This window comes from Agrobacterium sp. LEGMi-208b (assembly GCF_059511785.1).
The window spans coordinates 2060553-2081644 of the sequence record NZ_CM183445.1; the positions used below are offsets into that span (position 1 = coordinate 2060553).

20 protein-coding genes are annotated in these 21092 nt (G+C 59.5%); 11 read left to right on the forward strand and 9 right to left on the reverse strand.

The annotated features are described in order from the left end of the window. Window positions 1-8: 8 nt before the first annotated feature. From AC5YUO_RS09955 to AC5YUO_RS09970, 4 genes are all read right to left on the reverse strand, one after another. The gene (locus AC5YUO_RS09955) at window positions 9-947 is read right to left on the reverse strand and encodes a carbohydrate ABC transporter permease (protein WP_065114124.1); all 939 of its coding nucleotides are present in this window, start codon (window positions 945-947) and stop codon (window positions 9-11) included. Continuing rightward, window positions 947-2278: an ABC transporter substrate-binding protein gene (locus AC5YUO_RS09960; RefSeq protein ID WP_065114123.1), complete on the reverse strand. Its 1332-nt coding sequence runs from the start codon at window positions 2276-2278 to the stop codon at window positions 947-949. The genes AC5YUO_RS09955 and AC5YUO_RS09960 overlap by 1 nt, the downstream gene beginning before the upstream one ends. 104 nt (window positions 2279-2382) lie before the next feature. Further along, on the reverse strand, window positions 2383-3039 hold the full coding sequence (locus AC5YUO_RS09965) for a GntR family transcriptional regulator (protein WP_496153189.1): 657 nt from the start codon (window positions 3037-3039) through the stop codon (window positions 2383-2385). A 21-nt stretch (window positions 3040-3060) separates the two neighbouring features. Beyond that, the gene (locus tag AC5YUO_RS09970; protein ID WP_496153190.1) at window positions 3061-3945 is read right to left on the reverse strand and encodes a dihydrodipicolinate synthase family protein; all 885 of its coding nucleotides are present in this window, start codon (window positions 3943-3945) and stop codon (window positions 3061-3063) included. A 301-nt stretch (window positions 3946-4246) separates the two neighbouring features. Here AC5YUO_RS09970 and AC5YUO_RS09975 point away from each other — a divergent pair, with 301 nt between their 5' ends. From AC5YUO_RS09975 to rutF, 7 genes are all read left to right on the forward strand, one after another. Continuing rightward, window positions 4247-4858, forward strand: a complete 612-nt coding sequence (locus tag AC5YUO_RS09975) for a biliverdin-producing heme oxygenase (protein WP_496153191.1) — start codon at window positions 4247-4249, stop codon at window positions 4856-4858. A 462-nt stretch (window positions 4859-5320) separates the two neighbouring features. Continuing rightward, window positions 5321-6412: a pyrimidine utilization protein A gene (rutA, locus tag AC5YUO_RS09980; RefSeq protein ID WP_496153192.1), complete on the forward strand. Its 1092-nt coding sequence runs from the start codon at window positions 5321-5323 to the stop codon at window positions 6410-6412. Continuing rightward, window positions 6409-7149, forward strand: a complete 741-nt coding sequence (gene rutB / locus AC5YUO_RS09985; RefSeq protein ID WP_496153193.1) for a pyrimidine utilization protein B — start codon at window positions 6409-6411, stop codon at window positions 7147-7149. Before rutA ends, rutB begins: the two co-directional genes overlap by 4 nt. A gap of 26 nt (window positions 7150-7175) precedes the next feature. Beyond that, window positions 7176-7562, forward strand: coding sequence for a pyrimidine utilization protein C (gene rutC, locus AC5YUO_RS09990; RefSeq protein ID WP_496153194.1), 387 nt, complete (start codon window positions 7176-7178; stop codon window positions 7560-7562). A gap of 13 nt (window positions 7563-7575) precedes the next feature. After that, window positions 7576-8367, forward strand: a complete 792-nt coding sequence (gene rutD, locus AC5YUO_RS09995; RefSeq protein ID WP_496153195.1) for a pyrimidine utilization protein D — start codon at window positions 7576-7578, stop codon at window positions 8365-8367. Between the two features lie 16 nt (window positions 8368-8383). Further along, on the forward strand, window positions 8384-8974 hold the full coding sequence (locus AC5YUO_RS10000; RefSeq protein ID WP_496153196.1) for a malonic semialdehyde reductase: 591 nt from the start codon (window positions 8384-8386) through the stop codon (window positions 8972-8974). Between the two features lie 26 nt (window positions 8975-9000). Continuing rightward, window positions 9001-9525: an NADH-dependent FMN reductase RutF gene (gene rutF, locus AC5YUO_RS10005; RefSeq protein ID WP_496153197.1), complete on the forward strand. Its 525-nt coding sequence runs from the start codon at window positions 9001-9003 to the stop codon at window positions 9523-9525. 271 nt (window positions 9526-9796) lie between these two features. Here rutF and AC5YUO_RS10010 read toward each other — a convergent pair whose 3' ends face one another. The 3 genes from AC5YUO_RS10010 to AC5YUO_RS10020 form a co-directional block, all read right to left on the reverse strand. Further along, a complete protein-coding gene (locus tag AC5YUO_RS10010) occupies window positions 9797-11242 on the reverse strand; it encodes an NAD(P)(+) transhydrogenase (Re/Si-specific) subunit beta (protein WP_496153198.1) in 1446 nt (481 codons plus the stop codon). A 19-nt stretch (window positions 11243-11261) separates the two neighbouring features. After that, window positions 11262-12836 carry a Re/Si-specific NAD(P)(+) transhydrogenase subunit alpha gene (locus tag AC5YUO_RS10015; protein WP_496153199.1) on the reverse strand — a complete coding sequence of 525 codons (1575 nt, stop codon included), beginning with the start codon at window positions 12834-12836 and terminating at the stop codon, window positions 11262-11264. A 197-nt stretch (window positions 12837-13033) separates the two neighbouring features. Next, complete coding sequence (locus AC5YUO_RS10020; RefSeq protein WP_400819785.1) at window positions 13034-14917, reverse strand: MFS transporter; 1884 nt, start codon at window positions 14915-14917, stop codon at window positions 13034-13036. A 152-nt stretch (window positions 14918-15069) separates the two neighbouring features. Here AC5YUO_RS10020 and AC5YUO_RS10025 point away from each other — a divergent pair, with 152 nt between their 5' ends. The 3 genes from AC5YUO_RS10025 (at window position 15070) to AC5YUO_RS10035 (ending at window position 17499) form a co-directional block, all read left to right on the forward strand. Next, window positions 15070-15315: a hypothetical protein gene (locus tag AC5YUO_RS10025; protein WP_400819787.1), complete on the forward strand. Its 246-nt coding sequence runs from the start codon at window positions 15070-15072 to the stop codon at window positions 15313-15315. Between the two features lie 111 nt (window positions 15316-15426). Next, window positions 15427-16461: an aspartate-semialdehyde dehydrogenase gene (locus tag AC5YUO_RS10030; RefSeq protein WP_003522626.1), complete on the forward strand. Its 1035-nt coding sequence runs from the start codon at window positions 15427-15429 to the stop codon at window positions 16459-16461. A gap of 222 nt (window positions 16462-16683) precedes the next feature. After that, a complete protein-coding gene (locus AC5YUO_RS10035; RefSeq protein WP_400819791.1) occupies window positions 16684-17499 on the forward strand; it encodes a lytic murein transglycosylase in 816 nt (271 codons plus the stop codon). Window positions 17500-17687: 188 nt separating this feature from the next. Here AC5YUO_RS10035 and AC5YUO_RS10040 read toward each other — a convergent pair whose 3' ends face one another. After that, complete coding sequence (locus AC5YUO_RS10040; protein WP_035224474.1) at window positions 17688-18329, reverse strand: carbonic anhydrase; 642 nt, start codon at window positions 18327-18329, stop codon at window positions 17688-17690. Between the two features lie 174 nt (window positions 18330-18503). Next, window positions 18504-19379, reverse strand: a complete 876-nt coding sequence (gene pdxY, locus AC5YUO_RS10045; RefSeq protein ID WP_496153200.1) for a pyridoxal kinase PdxY — start codon at window positions 19377-19379, stop codon at window positions 18504-18506. A gap of 226 nt (window positions 19380-19605) precedes the next feature. On the opposite strand from pdxY, the gene AC5YUO_RS10050 reads away from it, so the two are divergent. Continuing rightward, window positions 19606-21066 carry a phospholipase D-like domain-containing protein gene (locus AC5YUO_RS10050; RefSeq protein WP_496153202.1) on the forward strand — a complete coding sequence of 487 codons (1461 nt, stop codon included), beginning with the start codon at window positions 19606-19608 and terminating at the stop codon, window positions 21064-21066. Window positions 21067-21092 lie beyond the last annotated feature (26 nt).

The following is a 21092-nucleotide window of genomic DNA, read 5'->3' on the forward strand; positions in this document are numbered from 1 at the left end:
TCCAGACATCAGCGATCCTCCATCTCGTTCCATTGCGAGCGCTGGCGCACCATCAAAAGCACGAAGGACAGCGCCACGATGATGATGAAAAAGACGACGGCCATGGCCGAGCCGTAACCGATGTCGTAATAGGAAAACGCCGTATTATAGAGATAGATGTTGATGGTTTCAGACGCCGTGCCGGGCCCGCCTTGAGTCATCGCATAGATGATGTCGAAGCTTTTGACGGCATCGATGGAGCGGATGATGACGGCGATCATCAGAAACGGCGCAATCATCGGCATGGTCAGGTAACGGAATTTCTGCCAGGCATTGGCTCCGTCGATTTCAGCACTTTCATAGGGTTCGCGCGGCACTGCGGCCAGTCCGCCGAGCACGATCAGCATGACCAGAGGCGTCCACTGCCAGGTTTCCACCAGCACCAGCGAGGGAATGACGGTCGACTGGTTGTAGATCCATTCCAGCGGTCCGATGCCGATGAGCGACAGCAGATAGTTCAGGACGCCGAGCTGCGGGTGGAACATCATGGTCCAGACGAGCGCGATGGCGACCGGGGTCGCCATCATCGGCATGACGAAAACGCCGCGCAGAAAACCGCGCAGCGGAAACTGCGCATCGAAAACCAGCGCCGCCAGTGTTCCGAGGAACAGCGGGGCGACCACCGACAGCACGGTATAAATGAGCGTGTGCCAGAGCGATTCCCAGAACCTGATATCGCCGGCGAGCCGGATATAGTTCTCGAAACCGATAAAGCTCTGCTCCTGTCCGAGCGTCCAGCGGTGCACGCTCATCCACAGGGTAAAGACCCATGGAAAAACGATGACAGCCAGAATGACGATAAGTGCCGGTATGACGAAGGGCCAGTAGTTGGGAGCAAGCCTTGCCGGCCTGCTCCCTTCTCTACGACTGACGCCTGTCTTGGTGTTTTCGATGCTCACGGAGGCCATTATCCCTCGCTACGTGCCAGAACGGGTGCGAACTGTTCCGTCGCCTTTTTCAGTTCAGCCGCCGGGTCCGCGCCGCCGATCATGTTGGTGAGGCCGACGCCGTAGATGTCGCGGAACTCCGTCACCGGAATGATGACGGGAAGCGCAAGCTGCGAGACCTTGCCGGAACCGACAACGGCGTCCAGCCAGGCAGCCGGCATCTTCACGCCTTCGCGGACCTTCTGGTCTTCGAGGATGGACTGGCGGAATGGAACGCCGGCGCCGGCCTGCAACAGACGCGCGCCCATTTCATGCGAGATCGCCCATTGGCAGAAGAGGTAAGCGGCTTCCTTCTTGCTGCTGGCTTCGACGACGCCGAGGCCATCGCCAAACGTGCCGGCGGCCTGAACTGCCGGGCCTTTCGGCATGACGCCGTAACCGACCTTGCCGACGACGCGGGATTTTTCCGGGTTCTCGATCGGCGGTGCAAAACCGACGCCATCGAACCACATGCCGATCTTGCCCTGCAGGAAGGCCGATTGCGCTTCCGCCCAGTTGAAGCCGGAGACGCCGGGAGGGGCGGCTTTGGTCATCAGGCGTTGGTAAAGCGCTGCCGCTTCCACCGCTTCCTTGGATTCGGTGTCGATCTTTCCGTCCGCACCGATCGGCTTGGCGCCATAACCCAACATCAGTGAGGTCCAGACCGGGGTATTGGCGTTCTTCAGGCCGCGGGCGACGAAACCATAGGTGTTGGTTGCGGGATCGGTGATCTTCTCCGCCGCCGTTACCAGTTCCTCGAAGGTTTCAGGGTATTTCAGGCCCTTGGCCTCGAAGAGTTCCTTGTTCCAGTAAACGATCCAGTAATCCACCGAGAAGGGCAGCGAGCGCAGAACGCCGTCGCTATCCTTGGCAAACAACATGCCGGCTTCGGCGAAATCCTTTTCGACGAGCGACGGATCGGTAAGCGACGGGTCCTTCAGGAAGCCGCTGATATCGGCCAGCCACTTGCCCTTTTCGAACTGGCGCTTCTGGACGTGATAGCTCAGATGCACGACGTCGAAGCTCGGCTTGCCGGAGGAAAGCTCGATGACGACCTTCTGGCGCTGCTGCTGTTCAGGCGTTGCCTCGGCATTGACCTTGATGCCGGTCAGCTCTTCGAATTCGCCGAGATATTTGATCAGCGTTTCGCTGCGCGGGCTTTTGACGAGATTGACCTCCAGCGTGGTGCCGGCGTGTTTTTTCCAGTTCACCGCCGCCGATGCCGGGCGAATGCCGAGCATCGCGCTGCCGCCAATCGCGGCCGTGCCTGCCAGAAAGGCGCGACGCGTGGGGTTGAGCAATGAATGCGTCATGTCAGTTCTCCTCCAGATTAGCCGGAAATTCTCCTCACCCCGGCTTGTTGCTTATTTTCATGCAATTCCGGCGCAGACCCTCTTTAGCCCCTGCCGGAGTTGCCTTACACCGCCAGCGCCCTGTCCCTTGCGTTGCGGATATGGGCGGTCAGCCGTTCCACGGCGTCTTCCGCGGATCGTTTCTCGATGGCTTCGAGAATGGCGAGATGTTCCTTCATCACCGACTTCACATGGCCGGCGATGCGAAAACGCTCCTGGTTGATGAGGCGCATCTTGATGGAATTGACGCGGTAGGCATTTGATATGATCGAATTGCCGAGACTATCGATGAAGGCATCGTGCATGCCCCAGTCCACCTGCTGGGCATGCTGATCGAGCTCCGGCGATTCTCCGCTATTTTCAGCCGCTTCGGCAATATCGCGATGCTGTTTCAAAAGCTTGGCGATGGCCTCATTGGAAGCCGAGCGGGTAAACAGCGCCACGGCCTCCTTTTCGAGGAAGATGCGGAACTGGAATGCTTCACGGATAAGGTTGATGTCGATATGGGCGACCTGCAAGCCCCGCTGCGGCACGGTCTTGATCAGCCCTTCCGCCTCCAGCCGCGGAATTGCCTCCCGGATCGCCCCCAGCGGCAGACCCGTCAATTCCACGAGGCGGCGTTGCGAGATGAATTGCCCCGGGCGAACATCACGCGAGAGAAGGTGATGCGTAAAGCTTTCATACGCCCGTTCCCGCAATGTCTGTTCGCCGGTATCGTCCATGCTCAGCCTTTCAAGGTCTGTTCAAGCGGCCTGTTTGTGAAACAGCGCGTCGAAAGCGCCTTCGATCTGCCGCCGATCCTCAGGTGAAATGGCGACGAGCGGTGCGCGCACATCCGCCCAGATATTTTCGCCTGTCGTGTGTGATACCAGCACCTTGACGGCAGGCGTAACCGGAAATTTCAGAAGTTCCACAACAAGATCGACGATGCGCTTGTCGTCCTTGCCGTCAACGGCCATGGCTCGGACTTCCTGCGTCAGGAAATTGGCGACACCGGAGATGGCGCCCTGGCCGCCAAGGCGAACGCCCCTGGCGAGATCACGCTCATCGCCGATCAGGATGGCAAGGTCACCATGTTCTTTCAGCAGGCGCTCGGTATGGCTCCAGTTGCCTGAGGAATCCTTGACGCCGGTAACGATGCCCGGAAACGCCGCCTTCAGCCGCCCTACCAGTTCGACGGACAATGTCACCATGGTCACGGAGGGGATGTTGTAGACGAGGATGTCGCGTGCATCCTTGCCGATCTTCGAAAAAACCGCCGAGAACCAGGCAAACAGGCCGTCATCGCTGACATTCTTGAAATAGGAGGGCGGGGCGAGCAGAATATTGCGGGCGCCGGCTTTCAGGGCTTCGACCGACTGGTCTGCCGCATCCTCGATGGAATCCACGAGAACGCCGGTGACAATGCGCGACGGCGAAATACCTGCCGCGATGAAGCTGGAAAGGATGGCCTGCCGTTCGCGGCTGCCGACGGAGCAGCCTTCACCTGTCGTGCCGAAGAGTGTCACGCTGTCGCAGCCATTGGACAGGCAGCGGCGGGCATGGGCGATCATGGCATCGATATCGACCGTTCCGTCCGTTTTGAAAGGGGTCGTCAGGGCTGCCGAAAGGCCGAATTTCTGGGTCAATTAAGATGCTCCTCCAAGGTGACGGCAGATTGATGACATACTGACATGTTAGTTGTAAAGAGGTAATCGCAATATGATTGTTCGGAGGGTGAGCGCAATGGAATTTGCTTTGGTGGTGGTCTGGGCGTGGGGCCAGTGAGATGGGCGGCGCGCGATTGTGCCCTTTAGAGGTGCGCCGGTTCAGGGAGATCGCAAATACCAATCCTTTTCCGGGAGGAGGCTGCATGCCAAAATAAAATTTGACTGTTGGAGTAAAGATTTTTATCAGGCAGTCTGAATATAGGGATAAGGGACCATCATCATGACCATTGTGGAGCCGGCAGCGCCTGTAACAGAGATCGAGCAGAGCCGCGTCAAGCGCCTGAAAGCAGCGACGCGTGGCGCGCATGGCGATCTCGATAGCTTCATCATGGCGTCGAAGCCGTTCGAGAGCCGCGAGAACTTCGGCAAATTTGTCGAAACGCAATATCTTTTCCATCGCGATCTCGATGTCTTTTTCTCCAATGCCACGCTTGATGGCCTGCTGCCCGACCTCAAGGGCCGCCGTCGTCTTTCCATGATCGAGCAGGATCTTTCCGATCTCGGTCTTGCCATTCCTGAAACGGCCGAGCCGCGTTTTACTGCTAAGACAGCTTTCGATCTGCCGGAGGCGATGGGCTGGCTTTATGTGGTCGAAGGCTCCAATCTCGGCGCGGCGTTTCTGCTGAAAGACGCGGCGAAGCTCGGACTTGGCGAGGAATTTGGTGCACGCCATCTGGCCGGCGCGCCGGAAGGACGCGGCCTGCACTGGCGCACCTTCACCGCAGCACTCGATGAAATTTCGCTGACGGTCGAAGAGGAAGAGCGCGTCATCGCCGGCGCCGAAGAGGCTTTCAGGGCGGTTCATGCCTATGCGCAGCAGCGGCTGGGTTGAGGTTTTGGCATAGCTGCGCGATTGTTGTCCTCATCGCGCAGAAGTGCCCCGTCGCGTGTGCGAGTTTGATTGAGTCTCAGCACCTCTGCGTCGTCACCCCGGACTTGATCCGGGGTCCAGTGCGATCAAGTCCTTGATCGCGAAAGACTCTATTCACGGCGCAGACGCGCCGTGGCTGGATGCCGGATCGGGTCCGGCATGACGGAGGAGAGCCTTCGGATTTCTTACATCGGTCTGCGATTGTGGTGAGGGCCGCTCACCTTTGACGTATCGCTCTCAATATTTGCCGAATAAACAGGCAAATATTTTGACCAAATGATAAATTTTTTATCTTTCGGTCAAGGCTCCCTCACGCCCCCAAATTTTATCCATTTGATAAAATTATTTTATTTGGTCTGGCACAGAACCTGCTACTCTTTTGTCAAGTCAGGAGACACCTGACGTTAAAAAGGGAACAGCAAAATGGAAGTTGGTGTTTTTATCCCGATCGGGAACAATGGGTGGCTTCTTTCCGAAAACGCGCCGCAATACAAGCCGAGCTTCGATCTGAACAAGGCGATCACGCTGAAGGCGGAGCAATATGGTTTCGACTTTGCGCTGTCGATGATCAAGCTGCGCGGCTTTGGTGGCAAGACAGAGTTCTGGGATTATAATCTGGAATCCTTCACGCTGATGGCGGGCCTCGCCGCCGTCACCTCCAAGATCAAGCTGTTCGGCACGGCCGCAACGCTGGTCATGCCGCCGGCTATCGTCGCCCGCATGGCGACGACGATCGATTCCATTTCCGGCGGCCGCTTCGGCATCAACCTGATCACCGGCTGGCAACGGCCGGAATATAGCCAGATGGGACTGTGGCCCGGCGATGATTATTTCGGGGACCGTTATGAATATCTGGGTGAATATACGACTGTTCTGAAAGAGCTGCTGACGGACGGCCAGTCGGACCACAAGGGCAAGTTCTTCCAGATGGACGATTGCCGCATGAAGCCGGTGCCGCAGGGTGATGTGAAGCTCATCTGCGCCGGTTCGTCCAATTCCGGCATGGCGTTTTCGGCCAAATTTGCCGATTACAGCTTCTGCTTCGGTGTTGGCGTCAATACGCCGAAGGCCTTCGCGCCCACCAATGAGCGGCTTTTGGCGGCAACGGAAAAGTCCGGCCGCGAGGTCAAGTCCGTCGTGCTGACGATGGTACTTGCCGAGGAAAAATCCGAAGACGCCTGGGCGAAGTGGGAGCATTACAAGGCGGGTGCGGATGAGGACGCGATCAAGTGGCTCGGCCTGCAAAGCGCCGTCGATACCAAATCCGGCTCCGACACCAATGTCCGGCACATGTCCAATCCCGTCTCGGCGGTCAACATCAACATGGGAACGCTGATCGGCTCCTATGAGGAAGTGGCGGCGATGCTGGACGAGATGAGCGAAGTGCCGGGAACGGGCGGCGTGATGCTGACCTTCGACGACTTCCTCGAAGGCGTCGAAAAATTCGGCAAATATGTGCAGCCGCTGATGAAGAGCCGGGCGCATGTTCAGGCGGCACTGGAGGCAGCGGAATGAGTGAAGCCGTCGTGGCGGGTTACAAGGGGCCTGAAAGCCGTTCGGAAAGTGTCACGCTTCCCGCAAGGCCGGAGCCGATCACCCTCAAACCCAGCGAGACCGCCGTTGTCGTGGTCGACATGCAGAATGCCTATTCGACCGAAGGCGGTTATGTCGATCTTGCCGGTTTCGACATTTCCGGGGCCAAGGGCACCATCGCCAACATCAAGAAGACGCTGGATGCCGCACGGGCGGCGGGCGTTCAGGTCATTTATTTCCAGAATGGCTGGGACAAGGATTATGTCGAGGCGGGCGGGCCGGGCTCGCCCAACTGGCACAAGTCCAATGCCCTGAAGACCATGCGCAAAAGACCGGAACTGCAGGGCCAGCTCCTGGCCAAGGGCACATGGGACTATGCCATCGTCGATGAGCTACAACCGCAACCCGGCGATATTCTGGTGCCGAAGACGCGTTATAGCGGTTTCTTCAACACCAATACGGACAGTGTTTTGCGCGCTCGCGGTATCCGTAATCTGGTCTTCGTCGGCATCGCCACCAATGTCTGCGTGGAAAGCTCGCTGCGCGATGCCTTCCACCTCGAATATTTCGGGGTGATGCTGGAGGATGCGACGCATCATCTGGGGCCGGATTTTATCCAGCAGGCGACGGTCTACAATGTCGAGAAGTTTTTCGGCTGGGTCGCCACCGTCAATGATTTCTGCGGCGTCATCTCGCAGGCCGCGCCCGTCAGCGCTTGATATCCAACCACAAAGAGGAGAACGAAATGCCGAAAAAGATCGTCGTGCCTGCCGGTACCAGCAAACCCATCGCTCCCTTTTCGCCGGGAACCCTTGCCGATGGCGTGGTTTATGTGTCCGGCACGCTTCCCTTCGACAAGGACAATAATGTCGTGCATGTGGGCGATGCGAGCGCCCAGACGCGCCATGTTCTGGAAACCATCAAATCCGTCATCGAAACCGCCGGCGGCACGATGGAGGACGTGACGATGAACCATATCTTCATCACCGACTGGGTGAATTATCAGGCCGTCAACACGGTCTATGCCGAATATTTCCCCGGCGACAAGCCGGCGCGTTATTGCATCCAGTGCGGCCTCGTAAAGCCGGACGCGCTGGTGGAAATCGCCACCGTCGCCCATATCGGCAAATAGGGCGAAACGGCAGATGATGCATTTCGAGGTTCATGGCCGCACCGATACCGAGGCGCCTGCAATCCTGCTGTCATCGGGGCTGGGCGGATCGGGCGCCTATTGGGCACCACAGATCGAAGCCCTTTCCGATCATTTCCGGATCGTCACCTATGACCATCGCGGAACCGGCGGGACCGGCGGCGAGGTGCCGCTGGATGGCGGCATATCGGCGATGGCGGATGATGTGCTGGAAATCGCCGCGGCACTGAACCTCGAAAAATTCCACTTCATGGGCCATGCGCTTGGCGGCCTGATCGGTCTCGATATCGCGCTCAGCCATCCCGGCCTCATCGACCGGCTCGTGCTTATCAATGCCTGGAGCAAGGTCGATCCGCATTCCGGGCGCTGCTTCGATGTGCGGATCGAGCTTCTGGAGAAATCCGGTGTCGAGGCGTTTGTCAAAGCCCAGCCGCTGTTTCTCTATCCGGCCGCCTGGATGTCGGAGCATCAGGAGCGGCTGGCGCGGGACGATGCCCATGGTGTCGCGCATTTTCAGGGCAAGACGAATGTGCTTCGCCGTATCGCGGCGCTGAGGGCCTTCGATGTGGACGCCCGGCTTGCCGAGATCGGCAACGCGGTGCTGGTGGTGGCGACGAAGGACGATCTGCTGGTGCCCTATACCCGCTCGCTGCGGCTGGCGGATGGTCTGCGGCAGGGCGAACTCTGTCTTCTCGATTTCGGGGCGCATGCGGTCAACATCACCGAGCCCCAGCTTTTCAACAGACGGCTTTTGCAGTTTCTGCTGCCGGCCCAGCAAACATTCTGACAGGATTTTCAGGACAATGACGACAGCACTCGACGACAAGGCACTTGCAGCACTTTTCACCGCGGCACGCACCCATAATGGCTGGGCTGACAAGCCGGTCGACGACGAGACGCTGAGAGCGCTTTACGATCTGACGAAGATGGGGCCAACCTCGGCCAATTGCTCGCCGGCGCGTTTCGTGTTCGTGCGCAGCCAGGAAGCGAAAGAAAAACTGAGGCCGGCGCTTTCTTCGGGCAATCTTGAAAAGACCATGGCGGCACCCGTCACCGTGATTGCCGCCATCGATCGCGAATTTTATGAGAAACTGCCGATGCTGTTTCCGCATGCCGATGCCCGTTCGTGGTTCACGTCCAGCCCGGCCGTGGCCGAAGAAACGGCCTTCCGCAATGCCACGCTGCAGGCGGGTTATCTCATCCTTGCCGCCCGCTCATTGGGACTGGATACCGGGGCAATGTCCGGTTTCGACAAGGGCAAGGTGGATGCGGCGTTTTTCGCCGGCACGACATGGAAGTCCAATTTCCTGATCAATCTCGGCTATGGCGATCCGTCGAAGCTTTTCGGGCGGCTGCCGCGCCTTGGCTTTGAAGACGCCTGCGTGCTGGCTTGATGGCCTGTTAAGGAAGGATGGGTTAGATGCAGATGATGTCTCTTGAAAAGGAAGCGGAAATGGAGACGAAGACTGCACAAGAGCGCAGCCTCGATTATAGAAACGCCATGGCGCGGCTCGGTGCGGCGGTCAACATCGTCACCACGGACGGCGCGGCAGGCCGTGCCGGTTTTGCCGCGACGGCGGTTTGCAGCGTTTCCGACAATCCGCCAACGCTTCTCGTCTGCCTCAACCGCAATTCTTCCGCTTACAGGGTGGTGAAGGCCAATGGCGTCGTCTGCGTCAACACGCTCGCCGCGCATCACGAAGTGCTGAGCACGCTTTTCGGCGGCAAGACCCCGGCGGAGGAACGTTTCGCCGCCGGCAGCTGGGGCGTGCTCGAAACCGGTGCCCCGGTTCTGGAAGATGCGCTCGTCTCTTTCGACTGCCGCATCCGCGAGGCGCATGACGGTGGCACCCATGACATCCTCATCTGCGATGTCGTCGATATGCGGATCAATGCGGGTGATGAGGCGCTGATGTATTTCAACCGGCGTTACCGGGTGCTTTGAGGGCGGTCTTTTGAAAGTTGGAAGTGGCGGCAGTCTATCGACAAAGTCCCGCGGAACGGTTCCGTTTGGCGCGGCCGTAGCATCCGCACACCGTCACCCCGGACTTGATCCGGGGTCCAGCGCGATCAAGTCCTTGATCGCGTAAGACTCTTTTCACGGCGCAGACGCGCCGTGGCTGGATGCCGGATCAAGTCCGGCATGACGGACGAAACGTATCGTCGTTTCTCAGAAATTCGAAGGCGTTCCCGGTCTGCCGGAAACGCCCTTTTCATTACTTGATCAGCGGCAGCAGATCGTTGATCGATTTCTTCGCATCGCCATAGAACATGCGGGTATTGTCCTTGTAGAACAGCGGGTTCTCGATGCCGGAATAACCCGTGCCCTGGCCGCGCTTGGAGACGATGACCAGTTTCGATTTCCACACTTCCAGTACCGGCATGCCGGCAATCGGCGAGTTCGGATCGTCCTGCGCCGCCGGGTTGACGATGTCGTTGGAGCCGATGACGATGACGACGTCGGTACTCGGGAAGTCGTCGTTGATCTCGTCCATTTCCAGCACGATGTCGTAGGGCACCTTCGCTTCGGCCAAGAGCACGTTCATGTGGCCGGGAAGACGGCCGGCGACGGGGTGGATGGCGAAGCGCACGGTCTTGCCGTCGGCGCGCAGCTTGCGGGTCAGTTCGGAAACCGCGGCCTGCGCCTGCGCCACCGCCATGCCGTAGCCGGGAACGATGATGACGCTGTCGGCGTCATTCAGCGCCGCGGCCACGCCTTCGGCGTCGATCGCCACCTGCTCGCCCTCGATTTCCATCGCGGGACCCGTCGTGCCGCCGAAGCCGCCGAGGATGACCGAGATGAAGGAGCGGTTCATCGCCTTGCACATGATGTAGGACAGGATCGCACCCGAGGAGCCGACCAGCGCGCCCGTGACGATCAGGAGATCGTTGCCGAGCGTGAAGCCGATGGCCGCCGCCGCCCAGCCGGAATAGCTGTTCAGCATCGAAACGACGACAGGCATGTCGGCGCCGCCGATGCCCATGATCAGGTGATAACCGATGAAGAAGGCGGCGAGCGTCATCAGCACCAGCGTCCATGCGCCGGCGCCGTTGCAATACATGATGAGCAGCACGAGCGACAGGATCGCAGCGCCGGCATTGAGCAGATGTCCGCCCGGCAGCTTCTTCGCCTTGCCGTCCACCTTGCCGGCAAGCTTGCCGAAGGCGACGACCGAACCGGTGAAGGTGACGGCGCCGATGAAGACGCCGAGGAAGACCTCGACCTTCATGATCGCCAGTTCCACCGGCGTCTTGTGGGCGAGGATGGCGGAAAAGCCCGTCAGCAGCGAACGCGCGGTCTCATCGAGCGAGGCGACATGCGCTTCTTCGATATGGGCGTTGAAGCCGATGAAGACGGCGGCGAGGCCGACGAAGGAGTGAAGGGCTGCCACAAGCTGCGGCATTTCGGTCATCTGCACGCGGCTTGCGACGAAGTAGCCGAGAACGGAGCCGCCCGCCAGCATCAGAAGCACGACGAGCCACTGCCCGACGCCCTTGCTGATCTCAGGGCCGAAGACGGTGGCGACGATGGCGAGACCCATGCCTGTGATGCCGTACCAGACGGCGCGTTTGGCGCTTTCCTGTCCGGAAAGGCCGCCAAGAGAAAGGATGAAAAGAACGGCTGCGGCAACATAGGCCGCGGAAACGATACCAATGGTCATTGAATGTCCCCTACACGGCTCAGGACTTCTGGAACATGGCGAGCATGCGCCGTGTCACGAGGAAACCGCCGACGATGTTGATCGTCGCGATCAGGACGGAAAGCGAGGCGAGGATCACCACCAGCCAGTTGCCGGAACCGATCTGCAGCAATGCGCCGATGATGACGATGCCGGAAATCGCGTTCGTCACCGCCATCAGCGGCGTGTGCAGCGAGTGGCTGACATTCCAGATGACCTGGAAACCGACGAAGCAGGCAAGCACGAAGACGATGAAGTGGCTCATGAAGCTTGCCGGCGCGAAAGCGCCCACCAGAAGCAGGATCGCCGTACCGATGGCCAGCAGGCCGACCTGGCTTTTCGTCTGCGCCTTGAAGTCCGCATGTTCCTTGGCATGCTTTTCCTCGGGCGTCAGTTCTTTTGCTCTTTCCTTCGGCTTCTGCGCGGCAATGGCCTGGATTTTCGGCGGCGGCGGGGGGTAAGTGATTTCACCCTGATAGGTGACCGTCGCGCCACGGATAACGTCGTCTTCCATGTTGTGAACCGGCTTGCCGTCCTTTGCGGGCGTCAGATCGGTCATCATGTGGCGGATATTGGTGGAATAGAGCGTCGAGGCCTGGGTGGCCATGCGGCTCGGGAAATCCGTGTAGCCGATGACGATGACGCCATTGTCGGAAACGACACGGCTGTCGGGAACCGTCAGATCGCAATTGCCGCCGCGTTCGGCTGCAAGGTCGATGATGACAGAACCCGGCTTCATCATCGCCACCATGTCGGCGAGCCACAGCTTCGGGGCGTCGCGGCCCGGAATGAGCGCCGTGGTGATGACGATATCGACCTGCGGCGCGAGTTCGCGGAATTTTTCGAGCTGCTTCTCGCGGAATTCCGGCGAGGAGGGGGCGGCATAACCGCCGGTGGCGGCGCCGTCCTGCTGCTGATCGGCGAAATCGAGATAGACGAATTGCGCGCCCATGGATTCGATCTGTTCGGCCACTTCGGGGCGAACGTCGAAGGCATAGGTGATGGCGCCGAGCGATGTGGCCGTGCCGATGGCGGCAAGACCGGCGACGCCTGCGCCGATCACCAGCACCTTGGCGGGCGGCACCTTGCCGGCGGCGGTGACCTGACCGGTGAAGAAGCGGCCGAAATTATTGCCGGCCTCGATGACCGCGCGATAACCGGCGATATTGGCCATGGAGGACAGGGCGTCCATCTTCTGGGCGCGGGAAATGCGCGGCACCAAGTCCATGGCGATGACATTTGCGCCCTTTTCCCTGGCCTGCTCCAGAAGGTCCTTGTTCTGGGCGGGATAGAAGAACGAGATCAGCGTCTTGTCCGAAGACAGGCGATCAATCTCCGACGTTTCCGGCGGACGAACCTTGGCGATGATGTCGGAACCGGCGTAAAGCGCATCGGCGCTGTCGACGATCGTCACACCGGCTGCGCGATAGGCGTCGTCGGAAAAACCCGCCGCCTTGCCTGCACCGGTTTCAAGAATGCAATCATATCCGAGTTTCTGCAAAGCTTGCGCGCTGTCGGGCGTCATGCCGACGCGCGCCTCGCCCTCATATAATTCCTTAGGCGTCCCGATTCTCAAAATGGCTCTCCCTCTGCCTGATAATATAGGGGGGTCATAACCTATTCAGGGGGGCTTTGTCTCCATATTGATTTTGTCTTGCCTGCGACGGAATGACAGCCCGCTGCGACAGTCTTGTTCGATATGTGGGCGCATCGCGCAATAAAAGAACCCGGCGCTTCAGCGCCGGGTTCCGAAAATGTCAAACGGGGTGTGGCTCAATCCATGGCGTGGATATCGCGATCCTTGGTTTCCGGCAGGAACAGCAGGCCGACGACCAGCGTGATGCCCGCGAAGATGATCGGGTACCAGAGACCGTAATAGATGTCGCCCTTCGCCGCGCTCATCGCAAAGGCGGTGGCGGGCAGAAGGCCGCCGAACCAGCCGTTGCCGATGTGGTATGGCAGCGACATGCCGGAGTAGCGGATGCGGGTCGGGAACAGTTCGACCAGCAGCGCCGCAATCGGGCCGTAGACCATCGTCACGTAGATGACGAGGACGGTCAGGACCGCGATGATGACGACCCAGTTCACGGCGGCCGGATCGGCCACCATGGAGAAGGCGCCGCCGCCGGCCACGGTGTAGACGGCCATTTCCGCGGCACCAGCGGTTTCTGCCGGTGTCAGCAGCTTGTCCGCCACCAGCTTGTCGGTCGCGACCATTTTCTTGTCGGCAGCGCGAACGGCCTCCGCATTGAGGTTAAGCTCCGGGTTTGCGGCAATGAAGGCATCCAGTTTCGCGTCCGGCACCTGTGCCGCGCCGCGAACCAGCGGGTAGCCGCCATCGTGAAGCGCCATGTTGACCTGCTTCTGGAAGGCCTTGTCCTTGGCTGCCGCATCCGCGCCGGCGGCGGCCGCGTCATAGCTGGCGATGGTGGCATCGCCGATCTTGATGCTGGCTGGCTGGCCGGCTGCTCCCGCAACCACGTCATAGGGAACGGAGTTGCGCGTCAGGAACGAGGTGGCGATATCGCAGGATGTGGTGAATTTCGCCGTGCCCGTCGGGTTGAACTGGAACTTGCAGTCGCCGGGGGCTGCGGTCACGGTGGCGCGAACGCTGGACTGGGCTTGTGCCAGCGCCGGGTTGCCGGCCCATGTCAGTGCCTTGAACAGCGGGAAGTAGGTCAGCATGGCAAGGATGAGACCGGCCATGATGATCGGCTTGCGGCCGATCTTGTCGGAAAGCCAGCCGAAGATGACGAAGAAGCTGGTGCCGAGGATGAGTGCTGCCGCCACCATGATGTTGGCGGACTGGCCGTCGACCTTCAGAATGCTCTGCAGGAAGAACAGCGCGTAGAACTGGCCCGTATACCAGACGACGGCCTGGCCGATGACGGCGCCGACAAGTGCGATGAGCGCGATTTTGGCGTTTTTCCACTGGCCGAAGGCTTCGCTGAGTGGGGCCTTCGAGGTCTTGCCCTCTTCCTTCATCTTCTTGAAGGCGGGGGATTCGTTCATTTTCAGACGGATCCACACCGATACGCCGAGCAGCAGAACGGAGACGAGGAAGGGAATGCGCCAGCCCCAGGCGGCGAAGGCTTCCTTGCCGAGGGCGAACTGCACGCCGAGGATGACCACCAGCGACAGGAACAGGCCGAGCGTGGCCGTCGTCTGGATCCACGAGGTGTAGTAGCCCCTGCGGCCGTTCGGCGCGTGTTCGGCGACGTAAGTTGCCGCACCGCCATATTCACCGCCGAGCGCCAGACCCTGCAGCATGCGCAGCACGATCAGGATGATCGGAGCGGCAATGCCGATCTGCGATGCGCCCGGAAGGACGCCAACGAGGAAGGTCGACACGCCCATGATGAGGATCGTGATCAGAAAGGTATATTTACGGCCGACAATGTCGCCGAGGCGGCCGAACACCAGCGCGCCGAAGGGACGCACGAGGAAGCCGGCGGCGAAGGCCAGAAGCGCAAAGATGTTGCGCGTCGTTTCCGGATATTGGCTGAAGAAGTTCGCGCCGATATAGATCGCGAGCGAGCCGTACAGATAAAAATCGTACCATTCGAAGACTGTTCCGAGAGAAGAGGCGAAAATCACCTTCTTCTCTTCACCCGTCATTGGACGGGCGGCGCCGCTCGCGGCTGCAATATCTGCCATTGTCTGTCCTCCACAGATGTCCCAATTGGCGCATTGCGGAGCCCATCTCTCTCCTCCGGACTCACCTTGCGGCTGCAATGCGCGGAGTGTGAGAGTGACAGAAAATTAACCCCAATAAGAGCGATGCTTTCGGATTATGACTTTAGTCTAATGTGAAGCGTCCCGAAAATGTCGCGCAGCTGATTTTGACTTTTGTTCAGGTGGCCTCTTCAAGCGCCTTTTTTCTTGACACAATCAAGAAACCTTCTAATAGCTTTCCGCGAAGAAGGAGCATCACCTTGCGCATGCATGTTGCAGACATGTTCGTCATGGAAGGACCGGCACAATTGGCCGGCGATGATCCGCGCCTTTCTTATTCTATCCGAATTACGGCCAAAACGACGATTAAAACCGTCTGACGTCTCTGGCCACCGCTCTCTCCCCGGTTTGGCCGGGGATCGAGGAAGCCGCGATCTGATGCGGGTTCCCCACCTCACCAAAAAGAGGAGAGACAGAAAGAGAGCTTGATCATGGGTTTCAAAGTTGCAATTGCAGGCGCCACCGGCAACGTCGGTCGCGAAATGCTCAATATCCTGGCCGAACGCGGTTTTCCTGCCGATGAAGTCGTGCCGCTTGCTTCCGCCCGCTCCCAGGGCACGGAAGTCTCCTATGGCGACCGCACGCTGAAGGTTTCGAACCTCGAAAACTACGATTTTTCCGACACGGATATTTGCCTGATGTCGGCCGGTGGCGATGTCTCCAAGAAGTGGTCGCCGAAGATCGGCCAGCAGGGCTGCGTCGTCATCGACAATTCGTCCGCATGGCGCTACGACCAAGACGTTCCGCTGATCGTTCCGGAAGTCAATGCCGATGCGGTCGCGGGCTTCACCAAGAAGAACATCATCGCCAACCCGAATTGCTCCACGGCACAGCTCGTTGTCGCGCTGAAGCCGCTTCATGACTTCGCCAAGATCAAGCGCGTCGTCGTCTCCACCTACCAGTCGGTTTCCGGCGCCGGCAAGGAAGGCATGGACGAACTGTTCCAGCAGACCCGCGCCGTCTTCGTGGCCGATCCGGTGGAAGCCAAGAAGTTCACCAAGCGCATCGCCTTCAACGTCATTCCGCATATCGACGTCTTCATGGAAGACGGCTACACCAAGGAAGAGTGGAAGGTTCTGGCCGAAACCAAGAAGATGCTCGATCCGAAGATCAAGGTAACCTGCACGGCCGTGCGCGTTCCGGTTTTCATCGGCCATTCGGAATCGGTCAATATCGAGTTCGAAAACGAGATCACCGCCGATCAGGCCCGTGACATCCTGCGCGAAGCGCCGGGTTGCCTCGTCATCGACAAGCGCGAAAACGGCGGCTACATCACTCCGGTCGAATCCGCCGGTGAGGACGCGACCTATATTTCGCGCATCCGCGAAGATGCGACGGTCGAAAACGGCCTCAACCTGTGGGTTGTTTCCGACAATCTGCGCAAGGGTGCGGCTCTCAACGCCGTCCAGATCGCCGAACTGCTGATCAATCGTGGTTTCATCAAGCCCCGCAAGGCGGCTGCCTGATCCACGATACGATTTTTTAAGGTTCGTTAAGTATAACCCGTCTGTTCTGTGTGGGGCAGGCGGGTTTCATAATTGGCGGTCATCACGGCCAGTTTATTTGCAGGCCTTGCTGCCGAAAGGCAATTTAGGCCGCCAAAAGACAGTTTTGGCACCTGAATCATACAGTATTGACGGTTTGGTTCTCGGGAAAAATTCCCCAAAGGATATCGAAGGCAGATTTTGATGCGGGCAATGAAGGTAATTCTGGCTGGTGTGGCCATGGTTTCGGTTCTGGCAGCGACGCCGGTTATGGCTGCGCAATGCGGCAACACTTCGGCGGGCTTCGATGCCTGGGTCAGCGCCTTCAAGCAGGAAGCGGCGGGCCGCGGCGTCAGCGCCTCGGTGCTCGACCGTGCCTTCTCCGGCGTCTCCTACAATCAGGCGACGATCCGCGCCGATCGCGGCCAGCACAGCTTCAAGCTGTCCTTCGAACAGTTCATGCAGAAGCGCGGCGGTCAGACGATCATTTCCCGCGGCAAGACCATGAAGAAGAACAATGCCGCGCTGTTTGCCTCCATCGAGCGCGCCTATGGCGTGCCGGCCGGTCCGCTGCTCGCCATCTGGGGCATGGAAACCGGTTTTGGCGGTTTCATGGGCAACCAGCACACGCTTTCCGCCGTGGCGACGCTCTCCTTCGACTGCCGCCGTTCGGATTACTTTACCGAGCAGCTTTATGCGGCCCTGAAGCTCGTCGGCAGCGGTTCGCTGAACGTCAATGCCAAGGGTGCGGCCCATGGTGAAATCGGCCAGACGCAGTTCCTGCCGCTGAACGTCGTGCGTTACGGCGTTGATTTCGACCGCGACGGCCGTATCGATCTCGTCGGCTCGCGCGCCGATGCGCTGGCGTCCACCGCGAACTTCCTCGTCGGCCATGGCTGGCAGCGCGGTGCGGGTTATCAGCAGGGACAGGCGAATTACGCGGCCATCCAGGGCTGGAACGCCGCAAGCGTCTACCAGCAGGCCATCGCCTTTATCGGCAAGGCGATCGACGGCCAATAAGGTCGTTGGTTTGACAGGCCTTGTGATCACAAGGCCTTATCCGCATTTTCGTCGTCATCCTCGGGCTTGTCCCGAGGATCTGCTACGTTCCGATTTGTGCGAGGTGGTTAGATCCTCGGGACAAGCCCGAGGATGACGGGAGTTACCGGAGCGGGCCCGAAAGGTGCCTATACAACCACCTGCTTCACTCACAGATCCGGACGACGAAAATCGCCCGTTTTGCCGTCCATCACCCACAATTCGCCGGTCGAAATATCGAACCATGCGCCGTGCAGCTTCACCTTGCCGGCGGTCTCCTGCGCCTTGACGAAGGGGAAGCCGCGCAGGTTGGCGATGGAGTTGCGGATGGAAACGCGCTCCAGCGCGGTCTGACGCTCGGAGGCGGTCATGACGTCATTGCTCTGGATCTGCTCGGCCGCCGACTTGACCATGTTCATCCATTTACCGATGAAATCGCCCGGCGACAGTGGCTCGAGATTGGGATCGAGTGCTGCCTGAATACCACCGCAGCGGCCGTGGCCCATGACGACGATATCCTTCACCTTCAGAACCTGTACGGCATATTCGATAGCCGCCGAAGTAGCGTGATATTGCCCGTCGGGCTCGAAGGGCGGCACCATGTTGGCGACATTGCGGACGACGAAAAGCTCTCCCGGTCCGCAGTCGAAAATGGTTTCCGGCGCGGAGCGGGAGTCACAACAGGCAATGAACAGGGTCTGCGGTTTCTGTCCGGTGTCGGCCAGAACGCGGTATCTTTCGCGTTCGTCGACATAGCGGCCGCTCATGAAGTTCTTGTAGCCGTTGAGAAGTGTTTCCGGAAAATCTTTCATCTATCGCAGTACCGTTATGCTTGGACCAAGATCACGGGGCGAACCTGGCGCGTTGAAGACCAATCCTTTAGAGCATTTTCGCTTTTCTTCGAACCGCGAAACCGCTCCAATTTCCTGTTGCCGCATTTCCGGACGGAAAACCGAGGGCCACTTTTCCTGGAAATGCTCCAGCCGCTATTTGCGCTTGCTCCGTGAAGGATGCAAGAGATGACGCATCTGCACCATGGCCATGGGTGTGGAGAGACTTGAAGAGTCCGTCTCCAGCGTCAGTTCGTTCATCTCGCGTTTTTTGGTGCGGGCCAGAATTTCAAACACGCTGGCGGTTGCGAGCTGCAGCGCCTTTTCATCGTCCAGCCCCTCCAGCAGGCGGGCGAGAAACAGCGCCGACATCAGGTCGCCGAGGCCGTTCGGCGCGTTCTCTATGGCGCGGTGTTCGGCAAGCAGGGCGTGCCGGCCGCTGAGGTAGAGATTGCCGGTGCCGCCCGTCATCATCGGCACGGCCGAGGTGACCAGCATTTTCGGCGGGCCCAGCGCAAGCGCGGCATCCATGATGGCATTGTTGGTCTCAAGCTCCGCGCCGCTCATCCAGGCCAGTTCGTAACGGTTCGGCGTGGCGACGGTGGCAAGCGGGATGAGGTGGTCGCGGATGGCTTCGGCGGTCTCAAGCGGAATGTAAAGCCCGCCCAGATCGCCCATGACCGGGTCGCAGGCATAAATCAGCGACGGGTTCTTTTCCTTCAGATTGCGGATCAGCCTTGCGACGGAGCGCACCTGCCCGGCACTGCCGAAATAACCGGTCAGGACAGCCTTGACCTCGCCGATCCATTTGGCGTTTTCGAGGTCGGTCATGGCCTTGTCGAAATCGTCGTCCTGAAAGCGCATGCGGGTGGAAGGGCCGTGGCCGGGATGCCAGGGCATGACGATGGTCGGCACCGCCCAGACGGGATAACCGAGTGTCTCCAGCGCGAAAACGGCGGCGCGATTGCCGACGGAACCACGCATGACATGGCTGGAAATGACGATGACGGCGCCCTGTGTATTTTCCTGCATCACGGCCTTCTTGCTTTCAAACGAGGCAGAAAGCCCGCAAGTGCACCCCGCCTTGCCACTGCCCAAAGATCAAGATGCGCTCTCATGACATATCGCAAGGCCGGTTTCCACCTTTAATCCCGCAAGGGTCTGTCCCGCAAAAGCATGGCGTGGTCAGGTTCTTTGTCTCTGCCGGCGCGACCTGCCTGTCATTGCGAGATTGCCGAACTACTCTATAGTTGTATTCATGCTCGATCTCGTCATTGCCTATTGGCCGCATATCCTTGCCGTTCTCTCCATTTTGATGGGAACCGTGGCGGCCGTGCATGCCACGATGACGAAGGAGGAGGTCCGCTCCGCGCTTGGCTGGGTCGGCGTCATCGTGCTGTCGCCCATCGTCGGCGCGGTCATCTATGCCATTGCCGGCATCAACCGCATTCGCCGGTCCAACATCACCCAGCAGCGGTCCTTCATGCAGGACGAGATCATGGATCGCGTGGCGCGTCTGGATGCCGGCGGCGACATGATAGCCGCGCGCTTCGGACGCCGTTTCGAGGCGATGAAGACGCTGGGCGACCGGGTGACGCGCCATGCGCTGACGACCGGTAACGGCATCGAGCCGCTGGTGACGGGGGATGCCGCCTATGCCGCCATGCTGGAGGCGATCGGCGAGGCGAAGCGGTCGATCATTCTCGAAACATATATTTTCGACAATGACCGGATCGGCGCCCGCTTTGTCGCTGCACTGGAAAGGGCGAAGTTTCGCGGCGTGGAGGTGCGGGTGCTGGTGGATGCGGTGGGTGCGCGTTATTCGGTGCCGAGCATCCTGCCGACGCTCAGGGAAAAGGGCATCGTCTGCGATGTCTTCAACGGCAATGTCATCATGGGGTTGCGGCTGCCCTATGCCAATCTGCGCACCCACCGCAAGATCCTCGTGGTGGACGGTCGCATCGCGTTCAGCGGCGGCATGAATATCCGCGAGGGTTTCACCCAGGAATTCGGCGGCGAAAGCCAGTCGCACGACACGCATTTCAAGATCACCGGGCCGGTTGTATCGGATTTTTTCTCCATCGCGGCGGAGGACTGGCGTTTCACGACAGGGGAGCTTCTGGATGCGCCGGTCTGGGATATCGCCATTCCCGATGGGGTACCGGGCTCGCAGATCGTCGCCCGCGTCTGCTCCTCCGGGCCGGACAAAAGCATCGAGACCAGTCACAAGATGCTGATGGGCGCGTTTTCCGTCGCGCGCTCCTCGATTCTCATCATGTCGCCCTATTTTCTCCCCGATCGGGAGCTTATTTCGGCGCTCATAACCGCAGCGAGGCGGGGAGTCGTGGTGGATATCATCGTGCCGCAAAGCAACAATCTGGTGCTTGTGGACAGGGCGATGACGGCGCAGTTCGACCAGATGCTGAAGAATTACTGCCGCATCTGGCGGGCGACGGGGGCTTTCAATCATTCCAAGCTGCTGGTGATAGACGGGCGCTGGAGCTACATTGGTTCTTCCAATCTCGATCCCCGTTCGCTGCGCTTGAACTTCGAGATCGATCTCGAAGTCATGGATGAGGAATTCGCCGCGACAATCGGCGAGCGCATCCGGGATGCACGGGCAACCGCCTTGCCGGTGCGGCTCAGCGAACTGAATGCGCGGCCATTCGTTGTCCGTTTTGTGGAGCGTGTCCTGTGGCTCGCTTCGCCTTATCTTTAGAGTGCGGTGCGTCCGACAGGGTGCTG

Coding starts and splice junctions, on each gene's coding strand:
- AC5YUO_RS09955 (WP_065114124.1), bottom strand. CDS start 947: ATGGCCTCCGTGAGCATCGAAAACACCAAGACAGGCGTCAGTCGTAGA.
- AC5YUO_RS09960 (WP_065114123.1), bottom strand. CDS start 2,278: ATGACGCATTCATTGCTCAACCCCACGCGTCGCGCCTTTCTGGCAGGC.
- AC5YUO_RS09965 (WP_496153189.1), bottom strand. CDS start 3,039: ATGGACGATACCGGCGAACAGACATTGCGGGAACGGGCGTATGAAAGC.
- AC5YUO_RS09975 (WP_496153191.1), top strand. CDS start 4,247: ATGACCATTGTGGAGCCGGCAGCGCCTGTAACAGAGATCGAGCAGAGC.
- rutA (WP_496153192.1), top strand. CDS start 5,321: ATGGAAGTTGGTGTTTTTATCCCGATCGGGAACAATGGGTGGCTTCTT.
- rutB (WP_496153193.1), top strand. CDS start 6,409: ATGAGTGAAGCCGTCGTGGCGGGTTACAAGGGGCCTGAAAGCCGTTCG.
- rutC (WP_496153194.1), top strand. CDS start 7,176: ATGCCGAAAAAGATCGTCGTGCCTGCCGGTACCAGCAAACCCATCGCT.
- rutD (WP_496153195.1), top strand. CDS start 7,576: ATGATGCATTTCGAGGTTCATGGCCGCACCGATACCGAGGCGCCTGCA.
- AC5YUO_RS10000 (WP_496153196.1), top strand. CDS start 8,384: ATGACGACAGCACTCGACGACAAGGCACTTGCAGCACTTTTCACCGCG.
- rutF (WP_496153197.1), top strand. CDS start 9,001: ATGCAGATGATGTCTCTTGAAAAGGAAGCGGAAATGGAGACGAAGACT.
- AC5YUO_RS10010 (WP_496153198.1), bottom strand. CDS start 11,242: ATGACCATTGGTATCGTTTCCGCGGCCTATGTTGCCGCAGCCGTTCTT.
- AC5YUO_RS10020 (WP_400819785.1), bottom strand. CDS start 14,917: ATGGCAGATATTGCAGCCGCGAGCGGCGCCGCCCGTCCAATGACGGGT.
- AC5YUO_RS10030 (WP_003522626.1), top strand. CDS start 15,427: ATGGGTTTCAAAGTTGCAATTGCAGGCGCCACCGGCAACGTCGGTCGC.
- AC5YUO_RS10035 (WP_400819791.1), top strand. CDS start 16,684: ATGCGGGCAATGAAGGTAATTCTGGCTGGTGTGGCCATGGTTTCGGTT.
- AC5YUO_RS10040 (WP_035224474.1), bottom strand. CDS start 18,329: ATGAAAGATTTTCCGGAAACACTTCTCAACGGCTACAAGAACTTCATG.
- pdxY (WP_496153200.1), bottom strand. CDS start 19,379: ATGCAGGAAAATACACAGGGCGCCGTCATCGTCATTTCCAGCCATGTC.
- AC5YUO_RS10050 (WP_496153202.1), top strand. CDS start 19,606: ATGCTCGATCTCGTCATTGCCTATTGGCCGCATATCCTTGCCGTTCTC.